Raw genomic sequence first — 15736 nt, forward strand, 5'->3', positions numbered from 1 at the left:
GAGTATAGAGCTCCCAGGTGTGTCACGGCACCGGATTCGCCGAGGTGAACGGCCCCGGGCACGCTGGCGTCGGGCGCGCCTCCGCCGTTGTCGTCCGCCCAGGTGACCGTGCTCATCGAGGCAATTCGCCGACATCAGAGGGTTCGATCCGGGGTGCGTTGTTCGCCTGGTGCCGGAAGTCGCTCGACGCGTCGTACACGCGACGCTTGAGGCGGTTGATCGAGCCGAGTGGTCGATGCGCTTGCAGCCCGCGCCACGAGTTGAACGAGAGCACGTCGTCGGCGAACGCGACCCGCTCCGGCGTGGCGGGATCCTGGCTCGGGAATCGGATGGTCGCCACCGTGACGTACGGCGACTCGCTCTCCTTCCATTCCGCGGTCGCGTCCTCGATCGGCATGGTCGCGAGGTCGGTGCACAGCTGGACCTGCAGTGCGTACTCGGCACTGTGCAGTGCGTAGAAATCCACGATCGAGTCGCGCAGCGCGTTGACCCCGGGGTCGTCGCCGATCAGATGTCCGCTCAGCGCTTTCACCTCCGGTGAGCTGGGCACGATCTGCATCTTGGCGACGTGGCGGCCGTAGCGCAGTGGCGCCGACGTGTGGAACCAGTCGCCGAGGATGTGCGTGTTGGGTTTGACGAACACCATCAGCGATTCGGGAAGCGAGCAGCGTCCCGGGAGACGTGCCAGGACCTCCTGGTCGAGCGCCGCCAGGAGCTTGCTGCCCACTTTGAGAAGGGGATCGGGCAGGCGGGCGAGCCAAAACGCGAACACCATGCCCTTCGTGGCGTAGTCCCGAGCGCCCTTGAACAGGAACTCTCGATGCGTGACCATGATGAAGTCCTGGGTGGTCGCATCGTCGTCCTGGAGGCGGTCGCCGTCGACACCGATCACCTTCACGCCGAGCCCGCGCACGCCCCGGACACCGTCATTGCGGATGGCCCCCGACGTACTCGAATAGCGGGCCACGATCGGGTACGTCTTCGACTCGGCGAACATCCCCTGGGCGAACTCGGGCGGCAGATCGGCCGCCACCTCGAGTTCACCTCGCAACAGTCCGTGCCCCTTGGCATGTGCGTCGCGGATGCCGTGCTTGTACTTGCGGTAGGCGCGCTCGTTGTTGAGTCGGAGCACGCGCACCATCGTCTCGATGTCCTCGGCCTCGCGAGGTTCCGGCGTCTCGATATCGTCGTGGTACTCGACGTAGGTCCGGTTCGGATCGGTCGATGTCGTGACCGGGTCGGTGTCGGTCATCGCGGTGCATCCTCTCCGTCGCGGTTCGGGACATGCCAGGGGGCAAAGGGATTGGCGACACCGGCCAGGGCGGGTGCCAGGGTGGGGAAGTGGCGCAGCAGCAGCGTCCGCATCGAGTTCGTGCGCAGCCAGGTCATACCGACTTCCGTGTAGTTGCCCGGTCCCAGGCCGTCGGTGAAGAACCGATCGCACGACAGTCGCCGCGACGCCATCAGGATGAACAGCCGAAAGGCGGTGTCGCTGAACCCGAATCCGTCCGGCTTCGGCTCCGCGTACAGCCCGATCATCAGATCGACATCGTCGACATGGCCGTAGACACCTTCGAGCTCGGCCGCTGCCGTGACGTCACCACCGGTCAACTCGAGGAAATCGGACGCGGGTGCCAGACGCAGCAATTCACGGAACTCGTTGTAGCGCGGCACCCCTCGCTCGCGGACACGCATGATGTCGATGGTGGCGAGATCGATCGGGTCACCTATGGGCCGGGCCAGATTCTGCAGTGCACCCGGAAAATTGTGCAGGCTCAGGCTGCCGGGATGGGCGCGCCCGAACGAGTAGAGCAGATCGGCCATCGACGCCTCACCGAGACGCTTGCGCACATCGCCGACCATGACGTCGGCAATGGGGTGCCGCACCTTCACCTCATCGGTGGCCAGGTCTCGGACGGCGATGTCGTCGGGCATCAGGGGATGCATGCGGTAGATCGCCACGAACTCTTCGGTGAGCGAGAACGGAACCCCGTGGGACTGTGTCCTGCTCCCGGGGATGCCGCTGATCAGCTCGTTGTCGACGACGTGCCCCCAGCGGTTGGCGAACTTCTCTCCGAGCAGCCCGAACCAGTTGCCCCGCAACGAGAAGGCCGTCGTCGGATGCGCGATGATCGCCGGGGTCCAGTCGACCGTGTGGATCTTGGCCATCAGTGCGCAGTTGACGAGTCGCGCCGTGTCGTAGACCTCCTGGCCGGACATGTGCGGATAGGCGGTGATGAGACGACGACAGATGGCGTTGTGTTCGCGCAGGAACAGGGAGTGGATCAGTGCGAGTCCCACCCAGAAGTTGGCGGCGGGGCCCTCCTTGTCGAGAAGGTCGTCGGTCTCCACGGGGGGTAGTCCGACCTCGTCGAGATCGATCTGCCCGTCGGGCAATCGGATTGCCTCGGCATAGGCCGGGTCGTCGCCGTAGATCTGCGACCCGTCCCACCAGAACGTGGCGGTGGTCGTGTGTGTCGGCGGATGGTGGGGTTCGGCGCCGGCGATCGGCTCGTTGCGGGGAAAGGTGATCGGTGCGGTCCCGAACGGATCGCCAGGCGGGCGGGGAATCTCCCAGGACGCGTACCGGTCGGGCTCGTTCGGGGGAACACGGTGATTGAACCAGTCGTGCACCTCGAACTGAATCCAGGCCGCCGCGAGCAGGTTCAGACTCTCGGCAGGCCGAAACTCGCGGCGGTCCAGCAACGTCAGGCTGACCAGACGCGGATTCGGTTCGAGGATCGTCTCCTCGGTCTCCGGGAAGCCGCGATCGAGCGGGATGTTGCGTCCGAATCGGCTGCCGGTGGACCCGATGCGGGGGACGGCGACGTCGTTGTAGGTGCCGGGCACCGTGCGCGCCCGATACTCCTCGATCGTGCCTGCCGGGAGCGGACCGGCGGGGTGCGAACCGGTGTCGAAGAGGTTCTTGGCGCGCAATTGGCTGCGCAGGCCGACCAAGATGGCCACACCCAAGGGGAGGGGCAGGTTGGACCAGCCGAGTATCCCGTCGATCCTCTCTGCGGTACCCGCCAGCGTGCGCGTCAGTATCGGCCGACGATCGGTTTCGTCGGATCCTCCCGACCACAGGCCCCCGAGCAGGGACATCACACGTGCCCGTCCGAACATCGCCACCTCCGCACCAGCGCCTCCCGACGCTGGATTCTCGTGGATTCGCCCTGGTGATCTCGCTGTACCGCCAAGTATGGACGTGTGGGGGTCAAGCCACATGAGTAGTCGACTACTCGTTCCGGAGCGGTCATCCGCGCGTGTCCGCCGTTCACGCCGCCGATCCCATTGACCACAGCGAATCCACCATGTCCGGACATACGCCGTGACGCCGGGCGACGATGCCGTCGAAGCAAGGTCTGGGCGCCTCGAAAAGTGAGGTAGTGGCGTACTCGCGCGCCCGTCGACCTTCCCGACGACGATGGGCCGTACCGACGTGGTTCGGATCGTCCGCGCGTCGTCATGGCACCCGAAGAAGGGCGGTAGCGTGGTGATCCCACCGATCGAGATCAAGGTCAACCTCGACGGCGAGGTGCCGTATGCACTCGATCGTCTCGGCATGACGTCGCCACCGGCGGAACGCCGAAAGATCTGGTTCGCCGAAGCACGCAGCACTCCCGGGAGCTGTGCGCTACCGCTGCTCGACAGTCATCTCATCATCCGAATGCGCAGCGGAGAGCATCACGACGACCTGACCGTGCGGTTACGGCCCTGCAGTCCGCGGCAGCTCCCGGCGCGATGGTCGGAACCGTTCACCGACGGTGATTTCTCATACCGACTCGAGGGCGACTGGTGTGGCTCGCACCGAGCCACCGCGGCGTCGGCGATCAGTCGTCGGGAGCCCGGATCGCTGGCCGAGGCGATGAGCGCCGGAGCCGATCCCGCTCACGTCCTCGATTCCGGACAACGACAGTTCCTGGTGACCTGCACCCCGGCCGGTGTGCCGATCGACCATCTCGTACCGCTGGGACCGATCGACTCCTGGCGTTGGTCGGATGTGCTCCTCGACGGGGCCGAGGTCGCTGTCGAACGCTGGTCGGTCGCCGACGTCGACATGCTGGAGATCTCCACCGTGGTGCACGCCGAGCCCGGGGAGTCGGCGGACGATCTCGAAGCACGGGCAGATGCGGCCCAGGTCGCGTTGGAGAACGCGGTCAGGACGCGCGGTCTCACACCGTCACCGACGGACATGAAGACCCAGCGTGTCCTGACCGCGTTGTCCTGTCTGCTCGCCTGAGGCGGGTCCCAGGATCAGACCTTGTGCTGCATGGACGTGCGCGCCGGATTGCCCTGGTCGGCTGCCTTGGGATCCGACTCGTCCTTCTGCGCCTGCACACCGGCCTTGATCCGCGCACCGATGTTCTCGTCGACGCGCGCCCAGTATTCGAAGGCACGCTCCAGGACCGGCTCGGACACGCCGTTGAGCAGATGGCCGACGACGTTGTCCACGAGGCGTTCTCGCGCGGCGTCGTCGAAGACCTCCCGCACCATGGTGCCCGGTTGGCCCCAGTCGTCGTCCTCGGGATGATCCACGTAGGCGCTGCGGACGATGTCACCGTCGGCCGCCCACTGGGGCTCGGCCTGTCCGGGATAGACCGCCGCAGGCCCGCCCTTCGAGTTCGGCGCGTACACGGGATCACTCGCCAGATCGATCCGCATCGCGCCGTCCTTCGAATAGCTGTGGACGTCGTTGCGCGGGGCGTTGACCGGGATCTGCTTGTAATTGCCGCCCAACCGTGCGCGATGCGCGTCGGCGTAGGAGAAGACCCGGCCGAGCAACATGCGATCCGGGCTGAATCCGATGCCGGGGACGACGTTGTTCGGCTCGAACGCCGCCTGCTCGATCTGGGCGTGATTGTCGGTCGGATTGGTGTGCAAGGTCATCTTCCCGACCTCGTGCAGCGGGTAGTCGCCGTGTGGCCACACCTTCGTCAGGTCGAACGGATTGAACCGGTACGCCGTGGCATCCTCGTACGGCATGAGTTGGACCTTCAGCGTCCAACTCGGGTGATCACCTGCGGCGATCGACTCGAAAAGGTCGCGGGTGTGGAAATCGGTATCCGCCGAGGCCATCTGATCGGCCTCGTCCTGGGTGAAGCACTCGACTCCCTGATCGGTGATGAAGTGGTACTTGACCCAGTGTTTGACGCCTTCGGCGTTGACCCACAGATAGGTGTGTGAGCTGTAGCCGTTCATGTGTCGCCAGGTCTTCGGGATCCCGCGGTCGCCCATCAACCACGTGACCTGATGCGCACTCTCCGGGGACAGGGTCCAGAAGTCCCACTGCATGTCGTGATCACGCAGGTTGTTGTCGGCGCGCCTCTTCTGCGATCGGATGAAATGCTGGAACTTCATCGGATCCTTGATGAAAAAGACCGGGGTGTTGTTGCCGACCATGTCGTAGATGCCCTCGGTCGTATAGAACTTCAAGGCGAAACCCCTTGGATCGCGCCAGGTGTCGGGGCTACCGCGCTCGCCGGCCACGGTCGAGAATCTGGCCATCATGTCGGTCTTCACGCCCGGTTGGAACAGTCCGGCACACGTGTAGGCAGAGACGTCCTGCGTGGTCTCGAACGTACCGAAGGCCCCGCTGCCCTTGGCATGTGGTTGGCGTTCGGGGATACGCTCGCGATTGAACTGCGCCATCTGCTCGATCAGATAATGATCGTGCAGGACGATCGGCCCACCTGCCCCGACCGTGAGCGAATGTTCATCACTCCCGGCGGGCGCTCCCGAATCTCGGGTCGTATACAAAGGATTGTTGTCGGACATATCGCCTCCGAAAAGGGTTGATCCGGTACAGGGCTGACTGTGCGTACCCGGACTGTTTCAGGTCCTCACAGCATCTTACGCCGGTGGTCGAGCACTCGTTGCACGTTGCGGGTTTCGGCCACCTCGAACTGGATCGACAATCTATGCAGCACAGTGATTCTCACACACCGCCACCACGTCAGATGGCCATCACGTCGGCGCCACGCGCGGTCCAGCACATCGGCACCCGCGCCCTGGCGCACGCAGATTCACCGATCGTGCTGGTGTGACTCCTGTGATTCCAGTGCTCGATGAGGACACCGTCGAATCCGGTCTGCCCGGTCATCGGTGCGTAGCCGAATCGTGTCTGCATGGAACGAGGTTTACCCGAACAGCAGACCGGCAAACCGGTGCCAGCGCCAGGGTGCTCGCATGCCACCGTCGAGATCAGTAGGGTGCACCCATGCGAGTGCCAGAGCCCGACTGGGTTGCGACGTCGATCTGGTGGCATGTCTATCCGCTCGGAGCACTCGGGGCCGACACGACCGGGGTGGATCGCACCTGCCACCGACCGTTGTCGGCGTTGATCGACTGGCTCGACCATGTGATCGATCTCGGCGCCAACGGACTCGCGCTGGGACCGATCTTCCGTTCGGCCACACATGGATACGACACTCTCGACCACCTGGCAATCGACGAGCGCCTGGGCACGATCGACGATTTCACCCAGTTGGTCGACGCGTGTCGGTCGCGCGGCATCCGCGTGATGCTCGACGGTGTGTTCAACCACGTGTCCAAACATCATCGCGCCGTTGCCGATCCGGGTGGGACGGGGCATTCCGGGTGGGCGCGACGCGGTGACGGGCCGGACGGTGTGGCGGCCTTCGAGGGGCACGCCGACCTCGTGGAACTCGACCACTCGCGACCCGAGGTGGCCGATCTCGTCGTGGAGGTCATGACGCACTGGGCGCAGACCGGCATCGACGCATGGCGCCTGGATGCCGCTTACGCGGTCCCGAATGACTTCTGGCACAGCGTGATACCCAGAGTTCGCGCCGACTTTCCGGATGTCTACGTGGTAGGCGAGATGATCCACGGTGACTACCCGGCGGCAGTACGCGAGGGTGGGCTGAACTCCGTCACCCAGTACGAACTGTGGAAGGCGATCTGGAGTGCCGTCACCGACGTCAACATGCACGAGCTCGCGTGGTCACTGCAACGCCACAACGACATGCTGGACACCTTCGTGCCGTGGACGTTCGTGGGCAACCACGACGTCACCCGGATGGCGAGCAGGCTCGACACGCAGATGATCGACCTGACCACCGTGATCCTGGCGACCGTCGGTGGCACGCCCGCGGTCTACTACGGCGACGAACTCGGCTGGACCGGCGTGAAGGAAGAGCGGTTCGGTGGCGACGACGCAATCCGGACGGCATTGCCCGACCACCCCGACGAAGCACTGCCGGACAGGTATCGAGTCCACCAACGACTCATCGGGCTGCGTCGACGGCATCCCGGCGTGCATCAGAGCCCGGTCACCTGCCAGACCGTCGATCAGGGCCTGCTCGTCTACCGTGTCGAGATCGATCCGGCGCTGGTCGTCGCCGTGAACGCCAATCCCCACGCGGTCACCACCGAGTTGCACCACGTCGACGAACTCGACGGGGATCGGTCGAATCATCATGACGGACAGCTGCATCTGGATGCCGGTGGCTGGTTCGTCGGTGTCGTCGCCGCTCACTGACGTCGGCCCCACGTGCGCCGCACGCTGGGAAACCCCCACGCGACATGGCACGATCACTTCCGTGGCCTCAGCGACAGACGACGAGCAACGCCTCCGCGATCTCACCCGATTGCGACGCGTGCGCGACCGTATCGATCGCGAGTACGCCCAACCGTTGAACGTGGAGGCGCTCGCGCGTGGTGCACACATGTCGGCCGGGCACCTGAGCCGGGAGTTCCGTCGGACCTACGGCGAGTCGCCGTACAGCTATCTGATGACGCGCCGCATCGAACGGGCGATGACCTTGCTGCGACGCGGGGACATGAGCGTGACCGACGTCTGCTTCGAAGTCGGTTGCTCGTCGTTGGGCACCTTCAGCACTCGGTTCACCGAACTGGTCGGGATATCTCCCAGCGCCTACCGCAACGGCGCGGCGGTCTCCACCGACGGCATTCCCGCGTGTCTGGCGAAACAGGTCACCAGACCGATCAGGAATCGAGAAGCACAGGGCACCGGCCGGAACTAGCGTGGTGGCCATGGCAATCAAGATTCAGTACGCATTCCTCCCACAGACCGATCCCGAGGCAGCACTGGCGTTCTACCGGGACACCCTCGGATTCGAGGTTCGCAAAGACGTCGGGTACGAGGGCATGCGGTGGCTCACCGTCGGTCCCCCCGATCAGCCCGAGACGTCGATCGTCCTGTACCCGCCGGCGGCCGAACCCGGGATCACCGATGATGAACGTCGGACCATCTTGGAGCTCATCGCGAAGGGCAGCTACGGCGCCCTGACCTTGTCGACCGACGACCTCGATGGCCTTTTCGATCGCCTGGTGGCAGGCGGCGCCGAGGTGTTGCAGGAACCCACCGATCAACCGTACGGGGTCCGGGACTGCGCTTTCCGGGACCCGACCGGCAACCTGCTGCGTATCGACCAGGTGTGAGCGCGCATGTGCGGACACCTGCTGGGCCGTTTCCACCCCGGCGACCCACTCATCTCCTCGAGCCAACCCGTCTCGTTCAGTCCGCTGCCGCCACCACGCGACACCGGCCACACACCACCTGTCCACCCACTGACCAGCGCCGATGGATGGAGAACCCATGAGTACCGCCTCGCGAACCCCGACGTCGGCGAAGAGACCGACGAAGAAGTCGACGTCGCCTGAGCCGCACGTCGCCGACAGCCACGATCTGATCCGCGTGCACGGGGCGCGCGAGAACAACTTGAAGAACGTGAGCCTCGAGATCCCCAAACGCCGGCTGTCGGTGTTCACCGGGGTGTCCGGCTCGGGCAAGAGTTCGTTGGTCTTCGCGACCATCGCCGCCGAGTCGCAACGCATGATCAACGAGACCTACAGCGCGTTCGTCCAGGGGTTCATGCCGACGTTGGCCCGTCCCGACGTGGACGTCCTCGAAGGACTCACCACCGCGATCATCGTCGACCAGGAACGTATGGGCGCCAACCCGCGGTCGACGGTGGGTACCGCCACCGACGCGAACGCGATGCTGCGGATCCTGTTCAGCCGTCTGGGCACCCCGCACATCGGGTCACCCCAGGCGTTCTCGTTCAATGTGGCCTCGATCAGTGGAGCGGGCGCCGTGACCGTCGAGAAGGCCGGGCGAACGGTCAAGGAGCGACGGAGTTTCTCCATCACCGGCGGCATGTGCCCGCGTTGTGAAGGGCGCGGTTCGGTGTCGGATTTCGACCTGACCGCCCTCTATGACGACTCGAAGTCGCTCAACGAGGGTGCACTGACCATTCCCGGATACAGCATGGAGGGCTGGTACGGCCGGATCTTCAAAGGCTGCGGGTGGTTCGATCCGGACAAGCCGATCCGCAAGTACACCAAACGCGAGCTCAACGACCTGCTGTACAAGGAGGCGACCAAGATCAAGGTCGAGGGGATCAACCTCACCTATCTTGGCCTGATCCCGCAGATCCAGAAATCGTTCTTGTCCAAGGATCGCGAGGCGATGCAGCCGCACATCCGGGCATTCGTCGACCGCGCGATCACCTTCCAGACCTGTCCCGATTGCGACGGAACCCGCCTGACCGCCCAGGCACGGTCGTCGACGATCGGCGGGCTCAGCATCGCCGACGTGTGTGCGATGCAGATCAGCGACCTGGCCGATTGGGTGCACGGTCTCGACGAGCCGTCCGTCGGTCCACTGCTGACGACGCTCGGTGAGACCTTGGATTCATTCGTCGACATCGGGCTCGGATACCTCTCGCTGGAACGGCCCGCGGGCACTCTGTCCGGCGGTGAAGCCCAGCGCACCAAGCTGATCCGGCACCTGGGATCGTCACTCACCGACGTCACCTACGTCTTCGACGAGCCCACGATCGGACTGCATCCGCACGACATAGCACGAATGAACGACCTGCTGATCCAGTTGCGGGACAAGGGCAACACCGTACTCGTGGTGGAACACAAGCCCGAGGCGATCGAGATCGCCGACCATGTGGTCGATCTGGGCCCGGGCGCCGGCAGTCTGGGCGGGGAGATCGTGTTCGAGGGCACCGTCGAGGGGTTACGCAACAGCGGCACCCTCACCGGCAAGCATCTCGACGATCGCGCCGCGCTCAAGTCCGAGGTCCGTTCGGGCAACGGCGCGATGGAGATCCGCTCGGCATCGACGCACAACCTGCGCGACGTCGACGTCGACATCCCGCTGGGTGTCCTCGTGGTGGTCACCGGTGTCGCAGGCTCCGGCAAGAGTTCGCTGATCGACGGGTCGGTCGCCCGGCGCGACGACGTGGTGTCGATCGACCAGACCGCGATCAAGGGCTCGCGGCGCAGTAATCCGGCCACCTACACCGGCCTGCTCGAACCGATTCGCAAGGCGTTCGCCAAGGCCAACGGCGTCAAGCCCGCCTTGTTCAGCGCGAACTCCGCGGGCGCCTGCCCCAACTGCAAGGGCGCCGGCGTCATCTACTCCGATCTGGCGATGATGGCCGGCGTGGCCACCCCGTGCGAGGTGTGCGAGGGCAAGCGCTTCCTGGCCGAGGTGCTCGACTACACGTTCGGTGGCCGCGACATCAGCCAGGTGCTCGGCATGTCGGTCGCCGAGGCCGAGCAGTTCTTCGCCGACGGTGACGCCAAACTTCCTGCGGCACACAAGATTCTCGTCCGACTCAACGACGTCGGCCTCGGTTATCTGACGATCGGCCAGCCTCTCACCACCTTGTCCGGCGGCGAACGCCAGCGCCTCAAGCTGGCGTCACAGATGGGGGACAAGGGCGACATCTACGTGCTCGACGAGCCGACCACCGGTCTGCACCTGGCAGATGTCGACCAGCTCCTCGAACTGCTCGATCGTCTCGTCGATGCGGGCAAGTCGGTGATCGTGATCGAACACCACCAGGCCGTGATGGCACATGCGGACTGGATCATCGATCTCGGTCCGGGGGCCGGTCATGACGGCGGCGCCATCGTCTTCGAGGGCACGCCTCATGACCTGGTGGCAGATCGTTCGACGCTGACCGGACAGCATCTCGCCGACTACATCGCGGGATAGAACCCGTGTTCGCGGCGGACGGTCGGAGATCAGGGGGAAGAACGTGGGTCATCGAGCAGGGGAGAGGTTGCGATGTGCGTTGTACCGTCGGCCTCGCGATATCGGAGGGTGGCCAACCGGGTCGTTCGGTAGATGGCGTCCGCATCGCCGGCGAGACGGTGCAGGTCGGCCCGTCGGGCCGCGACGTAGTCGGAGATCGCAGCCCGTACCCGTGGTGGCCACGTGAGTCCGTCGTCGAGCATCGACGCGCTCGACGCCGACAGGTCCGTTGCGGCCTGCCGCCACGCGTCGACGATCCGTCCAATCGCGACCGGATCGATGTGCATGGGGCACAGTCCTTTCCGTCAGGGATCACCGGTCGCGCCGGCGGGCCGGGTCGGTGCCCGCGAGCACATCCCAGGTGCTCTTGCGGTTCTCGTGGGTGATCTGATCACCGTGTCCGCTGATGATCCGCGCCAGGTTGCCCAACGATTCGGTGTCCGTTGTCACGTATCCGCTGTGTGAACCACCGAATCGGGTGGTCGGGCCGCCTTCGGCGCGGAACCGTTCCGCGCCGAAATACGTCGTCGCCGGATCCACGCCTAGGCCACCGAGCCCCGTCCAGCGCTGGGATCCGGCGCCACCGAGACGGGCGACGACGTCATCGGACGCCGAGCCGACGTACACGTGCTCGGCGCCGATGCCGAACTCCGCGGCCCGGGTGACTCCACCAGCGCCCGGAGAACCGATCAGGGTCACCGTGTCGACGAGCCCTGCGAGCCGCCCGTCGTCGCCGGCCCACCCGACCGTCGTCGCGCCGTAGCTGTGCCCGACCAGGTGCACGTCGAGATGATCGGCTGCACCGGTGCCCTGCCCGCGGCCCATGCCCGCCCGGTCGGCGACGAATCGCCGTATGTCGGCGGCCAGCAGGTCACCGCCGTCGCGAGCGGCCCCGGAGGTGAGCACGGCGCCGGTGTCGGAGTCACTCGGTGCGTCGTATCCGATCCAGCTGATCACCGCGACGTCGGCGTGCGCTCCGCCCGCGGCCGCGAACAGTGTTGCCGCCGTGGTCACCCCGGGGCCCGCCTTGGTGATGTCGGTGGACATGCCCGGCACGTGCCACGCGACATGACGAGCGGAGTCCAGATCACCGATACCGATGAGCGACCTGCCGTCGCCGCCGTTCGCGTCGGCGTCGTAGCCATAGAGCAGGACATCGGCGCCCGCCGCCGCGTGCTCGGCCTGCGCGAGTGCGTCGAGCACCGACCGTGCATTACGCAGCACCCGTTCGGCGTCACGGCGACGACCGGGATCGTCGGATTCGGCCAGCGCACGGCGTGCGTGTGCGATGTCGGACTCGAGTCGTCGCCGGTTGACGACGTCGCGGGCATGGGCAGGGAGATCGGGGAGCTCACCGCTCAGCCTGCGGCCGGCCTCGCCGCCGATCCCGTTGCCCCTGACGATCCCCTTGTCGATGACACCCGCCATCGACAGTTCGTCGACGAGTCCGTCTTCGGCCGCACGGGTCGACTCCTGCAGCGCGGAGTTGTCGGTCGTGTACGCGGCGACATGTGCGGTCAGCATCGCCACGCGTGCGTTCGTGTCATCGGCGTGCGCCGCGCCCGCGCGCGCCGCGAGATCGTCGATCGCCCGATTCAGCGCGATTTGACGACTCGACAGATCCCGGTGTAGCGACTGCAGAGCGGACAACGCGTCACCGTATCGGGCCAGCGAAACGGCACCGCGTGTCAAGCATCCACGCACACTGTCGGATTCACGATCGAAGGCCCGGCCCACACCCATGTGGCCCTGTGCTCCGTGACCCGCCCACGGTGCGTCGGTGGCCACCACCGGTGGGTTCTCGAGCAGTTGCGCCGCCCGGGTCAGCAGACGCACCAGGATCTCCACCTCGTCGGCGACGTCGGCGATCGGCGCGGGTGGCTCGGGCCGTGGCGGAAACACGATCACGGGCGTACCTCCTGTCGTCGCAGCCTGCGTTGGTTTGGCAGCCTGCCTTGGTTTAGATGTGTCGGCCGCCCGAACGGTTCCGCCGGTGCCGCGACCTCGAGACGCGTACGACACGGATATTCGCCCCGGAATTCCCTCTACAGACATCTCGACGAGTCGTACACTCAACCTTGAGACAAGTTTCACCTTTCGTTCCAACGATTCGGGGGTACCTGCCTCGGGTCAGCGACGACCAGAAGCTGGGGAGTGGCACATGCAAACCGCGACACGAGCCTTTCAGTCGGTATTGGCGGGTATGTCCCGCGCATATCCGACGCGCGTCGAACCACTGGCGGAACCACCCGCGGGTTCCGGCCTGAAGCCGGTCATGGGGGATTTCGGACTGCCGGTGTTCGGTCACGGCCTCGAGAGTCTCGCCGAACGCGGATCGCTGGCGATCGCGATGGAGCGCTACGAGCGTTTCGGACCGATCTCGTGGTCCGGGACGGTGGGCATGCGTGTGGTCAGCCTCATCGGTCCCGAGGCGCTCGAGGCAGCGTGGATGAACCGGGACAAGGCGTTCTCGAGCGAGCGGGGATGGGAGCCCGTCATCGGGCCGTTCTTCCACCGCGGGATCATGCTCCTCGATTTCGAGGAGCACATGCAGCACCGCCGCATCCTGCAACAGGCGTTCACACGGCCCCGGCTGTTGGCCTACCTCGACCTGATGACGCCGATCATCTCGCGCACCCTGTCCGAATGGGAAGTCGGGCAGGGCTTCCCGATGTACACCCAGACCAAGGACATGCTGCTCAAACTCGCCAGTGAGGTCTTCGTCGGGATGACACTCGGCGACGAGGCCGATCGCCTCGAGAAGGCGTTCGAGGCCGCCGTACGTGGGGGACAGGGCCTGATCCGTGCGGACATCAAGTTCGGGACTTGGTCGCGCGGCCTGCGCGGTCGCGAGACCCTGCAGAAGTACTTCCGATCGGAGATCCCGTCACGGCGTGCCGGTGACGGAGACGACCTGTTCAGCGTCCTCTGCCACAGCGAGAGCGAGGACGGGCACACCTTCACCGACGAGGACATCGTCAACCACATGATCTTCGCGATGATGGCGGCACACGACACGAGCACGATCGCACTGTCGATGATGACGCACTTCCTCGGACGCCATCCCGGTTGGCAGGACCGGCTGCGCGAGGAGTCCCTGGCGCTCGGCAAGGAGACACTCGACTACGACGACCTCGACGCGCTGCCGAGTCTCGATCTGGCCTTCAAGGAGACGCTGCGGTACAACTCGCCGGTCGGTCTGCTGTTCCGAAAGACGGTGAAGGACACAGAGATCATGGGGTACTACATCCCCAAGGGCACCGAGGTGGTGATCGACCCCTGGGCCACCATGCACCGCCCGGAGTGGTGGCCCAACCCGGAAGTGTGGGATCCGGGGCGTTTCTCTCCGGAACGTCGCGAGGACAAGGTCCACCGGTTCGCGTGGGCGCCGTTCGGAGGCGGCGCGCACAAGTGCATCGGCATGTACTTCGGCGGCATGGAGGTCAAGGCGATCATGCATCAGATGTTGCAGCGCTTCGAGTGGTCGGTGCCCGCCGACTACGAACTCGACCTGACCTACGGCACCGGACCGCAGCCTGCCGACGGACTACCCATCGACATGCGTCCGCGTGTCACCGGTGCGGTGCCGTTGACCACGTGAGCGCCTGACGCGCGGACCCGGCTGTACGTGCACGGTTGTGTGTCCTGCGTGCACACCTCGCCGATCCGGGGGCTCGGCCCGTCCGAGCCCCCGGGATTCATGCTGCACTGATGGCACATTCGCACGTCTGCGACGGCACGTCCGTTGGCACGGCGTGCATCGATTCGAGAGGAATCCGCGCCATGCCAGTCCCCAGAGACCCCTCCGGCCGCCCGCTCGTGGTGCGCACGATGATCGTGGTGTTCGCAGTCGTGCTCGGTGTTCTCGGGTTCACCGCACCCGCGGCGGCCGCGCCCGCGAAACCGACGATCGTGTTGGTCCACGGGGCGTTCGCGGACTCGTCGGGATGGCGTGACGTCGCCGCGACACTCACCGGCCGCGGCTATCCGGTGCAGACCTTCGACAATCCGCTAAGGGGTCCAGCCCATGACTCCGCGCTTCTCGAAAAGAAGCTCGCCACGATCTCCGGACCGATCGTCCTCGTCGGTCATTCCTATGGAGGCATGGTCATCACGAACACCCACGACCGCGACGTGGTCGCCAACGTCTACATTGCCGCCTTCGCGCCCGCGCAAGGCGAGTTCGTCCAGGGGCTGCTGAATCCCCTCACGTTCCCGGGCAGCCGATTGCTCCCGCCGGCGCTGGCACTGAAGGTGGTCGACGATCCGTCCGGTCCGGGTGGCAAGAACCTCGACGGTTACATCACTCGTGAGTACTTTCACGACATCTTCGCTCAGGACGTCAGTGCGGCCACGGCGGCAGACATGTTCGCACACCAGAAGTCCGCAGCCCTGGTCGCCAATCTCGAGCCCTCGGGCTCACCGTCGTGGCGCACCGTGCCGAGTTGGTATCTGGTGTCGCGTCAGGATCGCGTGATCCCGCCCGCCCTCCAGCGATTCATGGCGCAGCGTGCGGCGCGCGGACACTTCCGAGGAGTTGACGCCGGACACGCGTCCCTCGTCTCGCAACCCGACGACGTGACGGCCATCATCCTCGCGGCGGCCCGCAGCTGACGTCCGTGTATGGGGAGATCGAACCGCGGATCACCGATCCGTGATCGATCTCCCCAGATACCGCTCGCGGGCGGCTGTTTT

The 15736-nt window shown here is 65.5% G+C and carries 13 protein-coding genes; 7 read left to right on the forward strand and 6 right to left on the reverse strand.

Annotation, left to right across the window (positions count from 1 at the left end):
* Positions 1–112 precede the first annotated feature (112 nt).
* Positions 113–1252 (reverse strand): catalase family protein, encoded by a 1140-nt coding sequence (locus AAFP35_RS15155; RefSeq protein ID WP_419222453.1) that lies wholly within the window; start codon positions 1250–1252, stop codon positions 113–115.
* Complete coding sequence (locus AAFP35_RS15160; RefSeq protein ID WP_419222510.1) at positions 1249–3105, reverse strand: peroxidase family protein; 1857 nt, start codon at positions 3103–3105, stop codon at positions 1249–1251. The genes AAFP35_RS15155 and AAFP35_RS15160 overlap by 4 nt, the downstream gene beginning before the upstream one ends.
* A 322-nt stretch (positions 3106–3427) precedes the next feature.
* On the opposite strand from AAFP35_RS15160, the gene AAFP35_RS15165 reads away from it, so the two are divergent.
* Positions 3428–4243 carry a hypothetical protein gene (locus tag AAFP35_RS15165; RefSeq protein ID WP_419222454.1) on the forward strand — a complete coding sequence of 272 codons (816 nt, stop codon included), beginning with the start codon at positions 3428–3430 and terminating at the stop codon, positions 4241–4243.
* A 14-nt stretch (positions 4244–4257) separates the two neighbouring features.
* Here AAFP35_RS15165 and AAFP35_RS15170 read toward each other — a convergent pair whose 3' ends face one another.
* Entirely contained in the window at positions 4258–5778 is a 1521-nt protein-coding gene (locus AAFP35_RS15170; protein WP_419222455.1) for a catalase, read from the reverse strand.
* 178 nt (positions 5779–5956) lie between these two features.
* Positions 5957–6130 (reverse strand): hypothetical protein, encoded by a 174-nt coding sequence (locus AAFP35_RS15175; protein WP_419222456.1) that lies wholly within the window; start codon positions 6128–6130, stop codon positions 5957–5959.
* A 90-nt stretch (positions 6131–6220) separates the two neighbouring features.
* Between AAFP35_RS15175 and AAFP35_RS15180 the strand changes: the two genes are divergently transcribed.
* The 4 genes from AAFP35_RS15180 (at position 6221) to AAFP35_RS15195 (ending at position 11002) form a co-directional block, all read left to right on the forward strand.
* On the forward strand, positions 6221–7504 hold the full coding sequence (locus tag AAFP35_RS15180; RefSeq protein ID WP_419222457.1) for an alpha-amylase family glycosyl hydrolase: 1284 nt from the start codon (positions 6221–6223) through the stop codon (positions 7502–7504).
* A gap of 61 nt (positions 7505–7565) precedes the next feature.
* Positions 7566–8009 carry a helix-turn-helix transcriptional regulator gene (locus AAFP35_RS15185; RefSeq protein ID WP_419222458.1) on the forward strand — a complete coding sequence of 148 codons (444 nt, stop codon included), beginning with the start codon at positions 7566–7568 and terminating at the stop codon, positions 8007–8009.
* Positions 8010–8019: 10 nt separating this feature from the next.
* Positions 8020–8427, forward strand: a complete 408-nt coding sequence (locus AAFP35_RS15190) for a VOC family protein (RefSeq protein ID WP_419222459.1) — start codon at positions 8020–8022, stop codon at positions 8425–8427.
* A 157-nt stretch (positions 8428–8584) separates the two neighbouring features.
* Positions 8585–11002 (forward strand): ATP-binding cassette domain-containing protein, encoded by a 2418-nt coding sequence (locus AAFP35_RS15195; protein ID WP_419222460.1) that lies wholly within the window; start codon positions 8585–8587, stop codon positions 11000–11002.
* A gap of 29 nt (positions 11003–11031) precedes the next feature.
* Here AAFP35_RS15195 and AAFP35_RS15200 read toward each other — a convergent pair whose 3' ends face one another.
* Both AAFP35_RS15200 and AAFP35_RS15205 read right to left on the reverse strand, forming a co-directional pair.
* Positions 11032–11328 (reverse strand): hypothetical protein, encoded by a 297-nt coding sequence (locus tag AAFP35_RS15200; protein ID WP_419222461.1) that lies wholly within the window; start codon positions 11326–11328, stop codon positions 11032–11034.
* Between the two features lie 25 nt (positions 11329–11353).
* Complete coding sequence (locus AAFP35_RS15205; protein ID WP_419222462.1) at positions 11354–12949, reverse strand: alpha/beta hydrolase; 1596 nt, start codon at positions 12947–12949, stop codon at positions 11354–11356.
* A gap of 253 nt (positions 12950–13202) precedes the next feature.
* On the opposite strand from AAFP35_RS15205, the gene AAFP35_RS15210 reads away from it, so the two are divergent.
* On the forward strand, positions 13203–14642 hold the full coding sequence (locus AAFP35_RS15210) for a cytochrome P450 (protein WP_419222463.1): 1440 nt from the start codon (positions 13203–13205) through the stop codon (positions 14640–14642).
* A 182-nt stretch (positions 14643–14824) separates the two neighbouring features.
* On the forward strand, positions 14825–15655 hold the full coding sequence (locus tag AAFP35_RS15215; protein ID WP_419222464.1) for an alpha/beta fold hydrolase: 831 nt from the start codon (positions 14825–14827) through the stop codon (positions 15653–15655).
* Positions 15656–15736: the final 81 nt, after the last annotated feature.

Origin of the sequence: Gordonia sp. CPCC 206044 (genome assembly GCF_048537895.1) — a bacterium.
Taxonomy (GTDB): Bacteria; Actinomycetota; Actinomycetes; order Mycobacteriales; family Mycobacteriaceae; genus Gordonia.

Coding starts and splice junctions, on each gene's coding strand:
- AAFP35_RS15200 (WP_419222461.1), bottom strand. CDS start 11,328: ATGCACATCGATCCGGTCGCGATTGGACGGATCGTCGACGCGTGGCGG.
- AAFP35_RS15175 (WP_419222456.1), bottom strand. CDS start 6,130: ATGCAGACACGATTCGGCTACGCACCGATGACCGGGCAGACCGGATTC.
- AAFP35_RS15180 (WP_419222457.1), top strand. CDS start 6,221: ATGCGAGTGCCAGAGCCCGACTGGGTTGCGACGTCGATCTGGTGGCAT.
- AAFP35_RS15210 (WP_419222463.1), top strand. CDS start 13,203: ATGCAAACCGCGACACGAGCCTTTCAGTCGGTATTGGCGGGTATGTCC.
- AAFP35_RS15160 (WP_419222510.1), bottom strand. CDS start 3,105: ATGTCCCTGCTCGGGGGCCTGTGGTCGGGAGGATCCGACGAAACCGAT.
- AAFP35_RS15170 (WP_419222455.1), bottom strand. CDS start 5,778: ATGTCCGACAACAATCCTTTGTATACGACCCGAGATTCGGGAGCGCCC.
- AAFP35_RS15215 (WP_419222464.1), top strand. CDS start 14,825: ATGCCAGTCCCCAGAGACCCCTCCGGCCGCCCGCTCGTGGTGCGCACG.
- AAFP35_RS15190 (WP_419222459.1), top strand. CDS start 8,020: ATGGCAATCAAGATTCAGTACGCATTCCTCCCACAGACCGATCCCGAG.
- AAFP35_RS15195 (WP_419222460.1), top strand. CDS start 8,585: ATGAGTACCGCCTCGCGAACCCCGACGTCGGCGAAGAGACCGACGAAG.
- AAFP35_RS15165 (WP_419222454.1), top strand. CDS start 3,428: ATGGGCCGTACCGACGTGGTTCGGATCGTCCGCGCGTCGTCATGGCAC.
- AAFP35_RS15155 (WP_419222453.1), bottom strand. CDS start 1,252: ATGACCGACACCGACCCGGTCACGACATCGACCGATCCGAACCGGACC.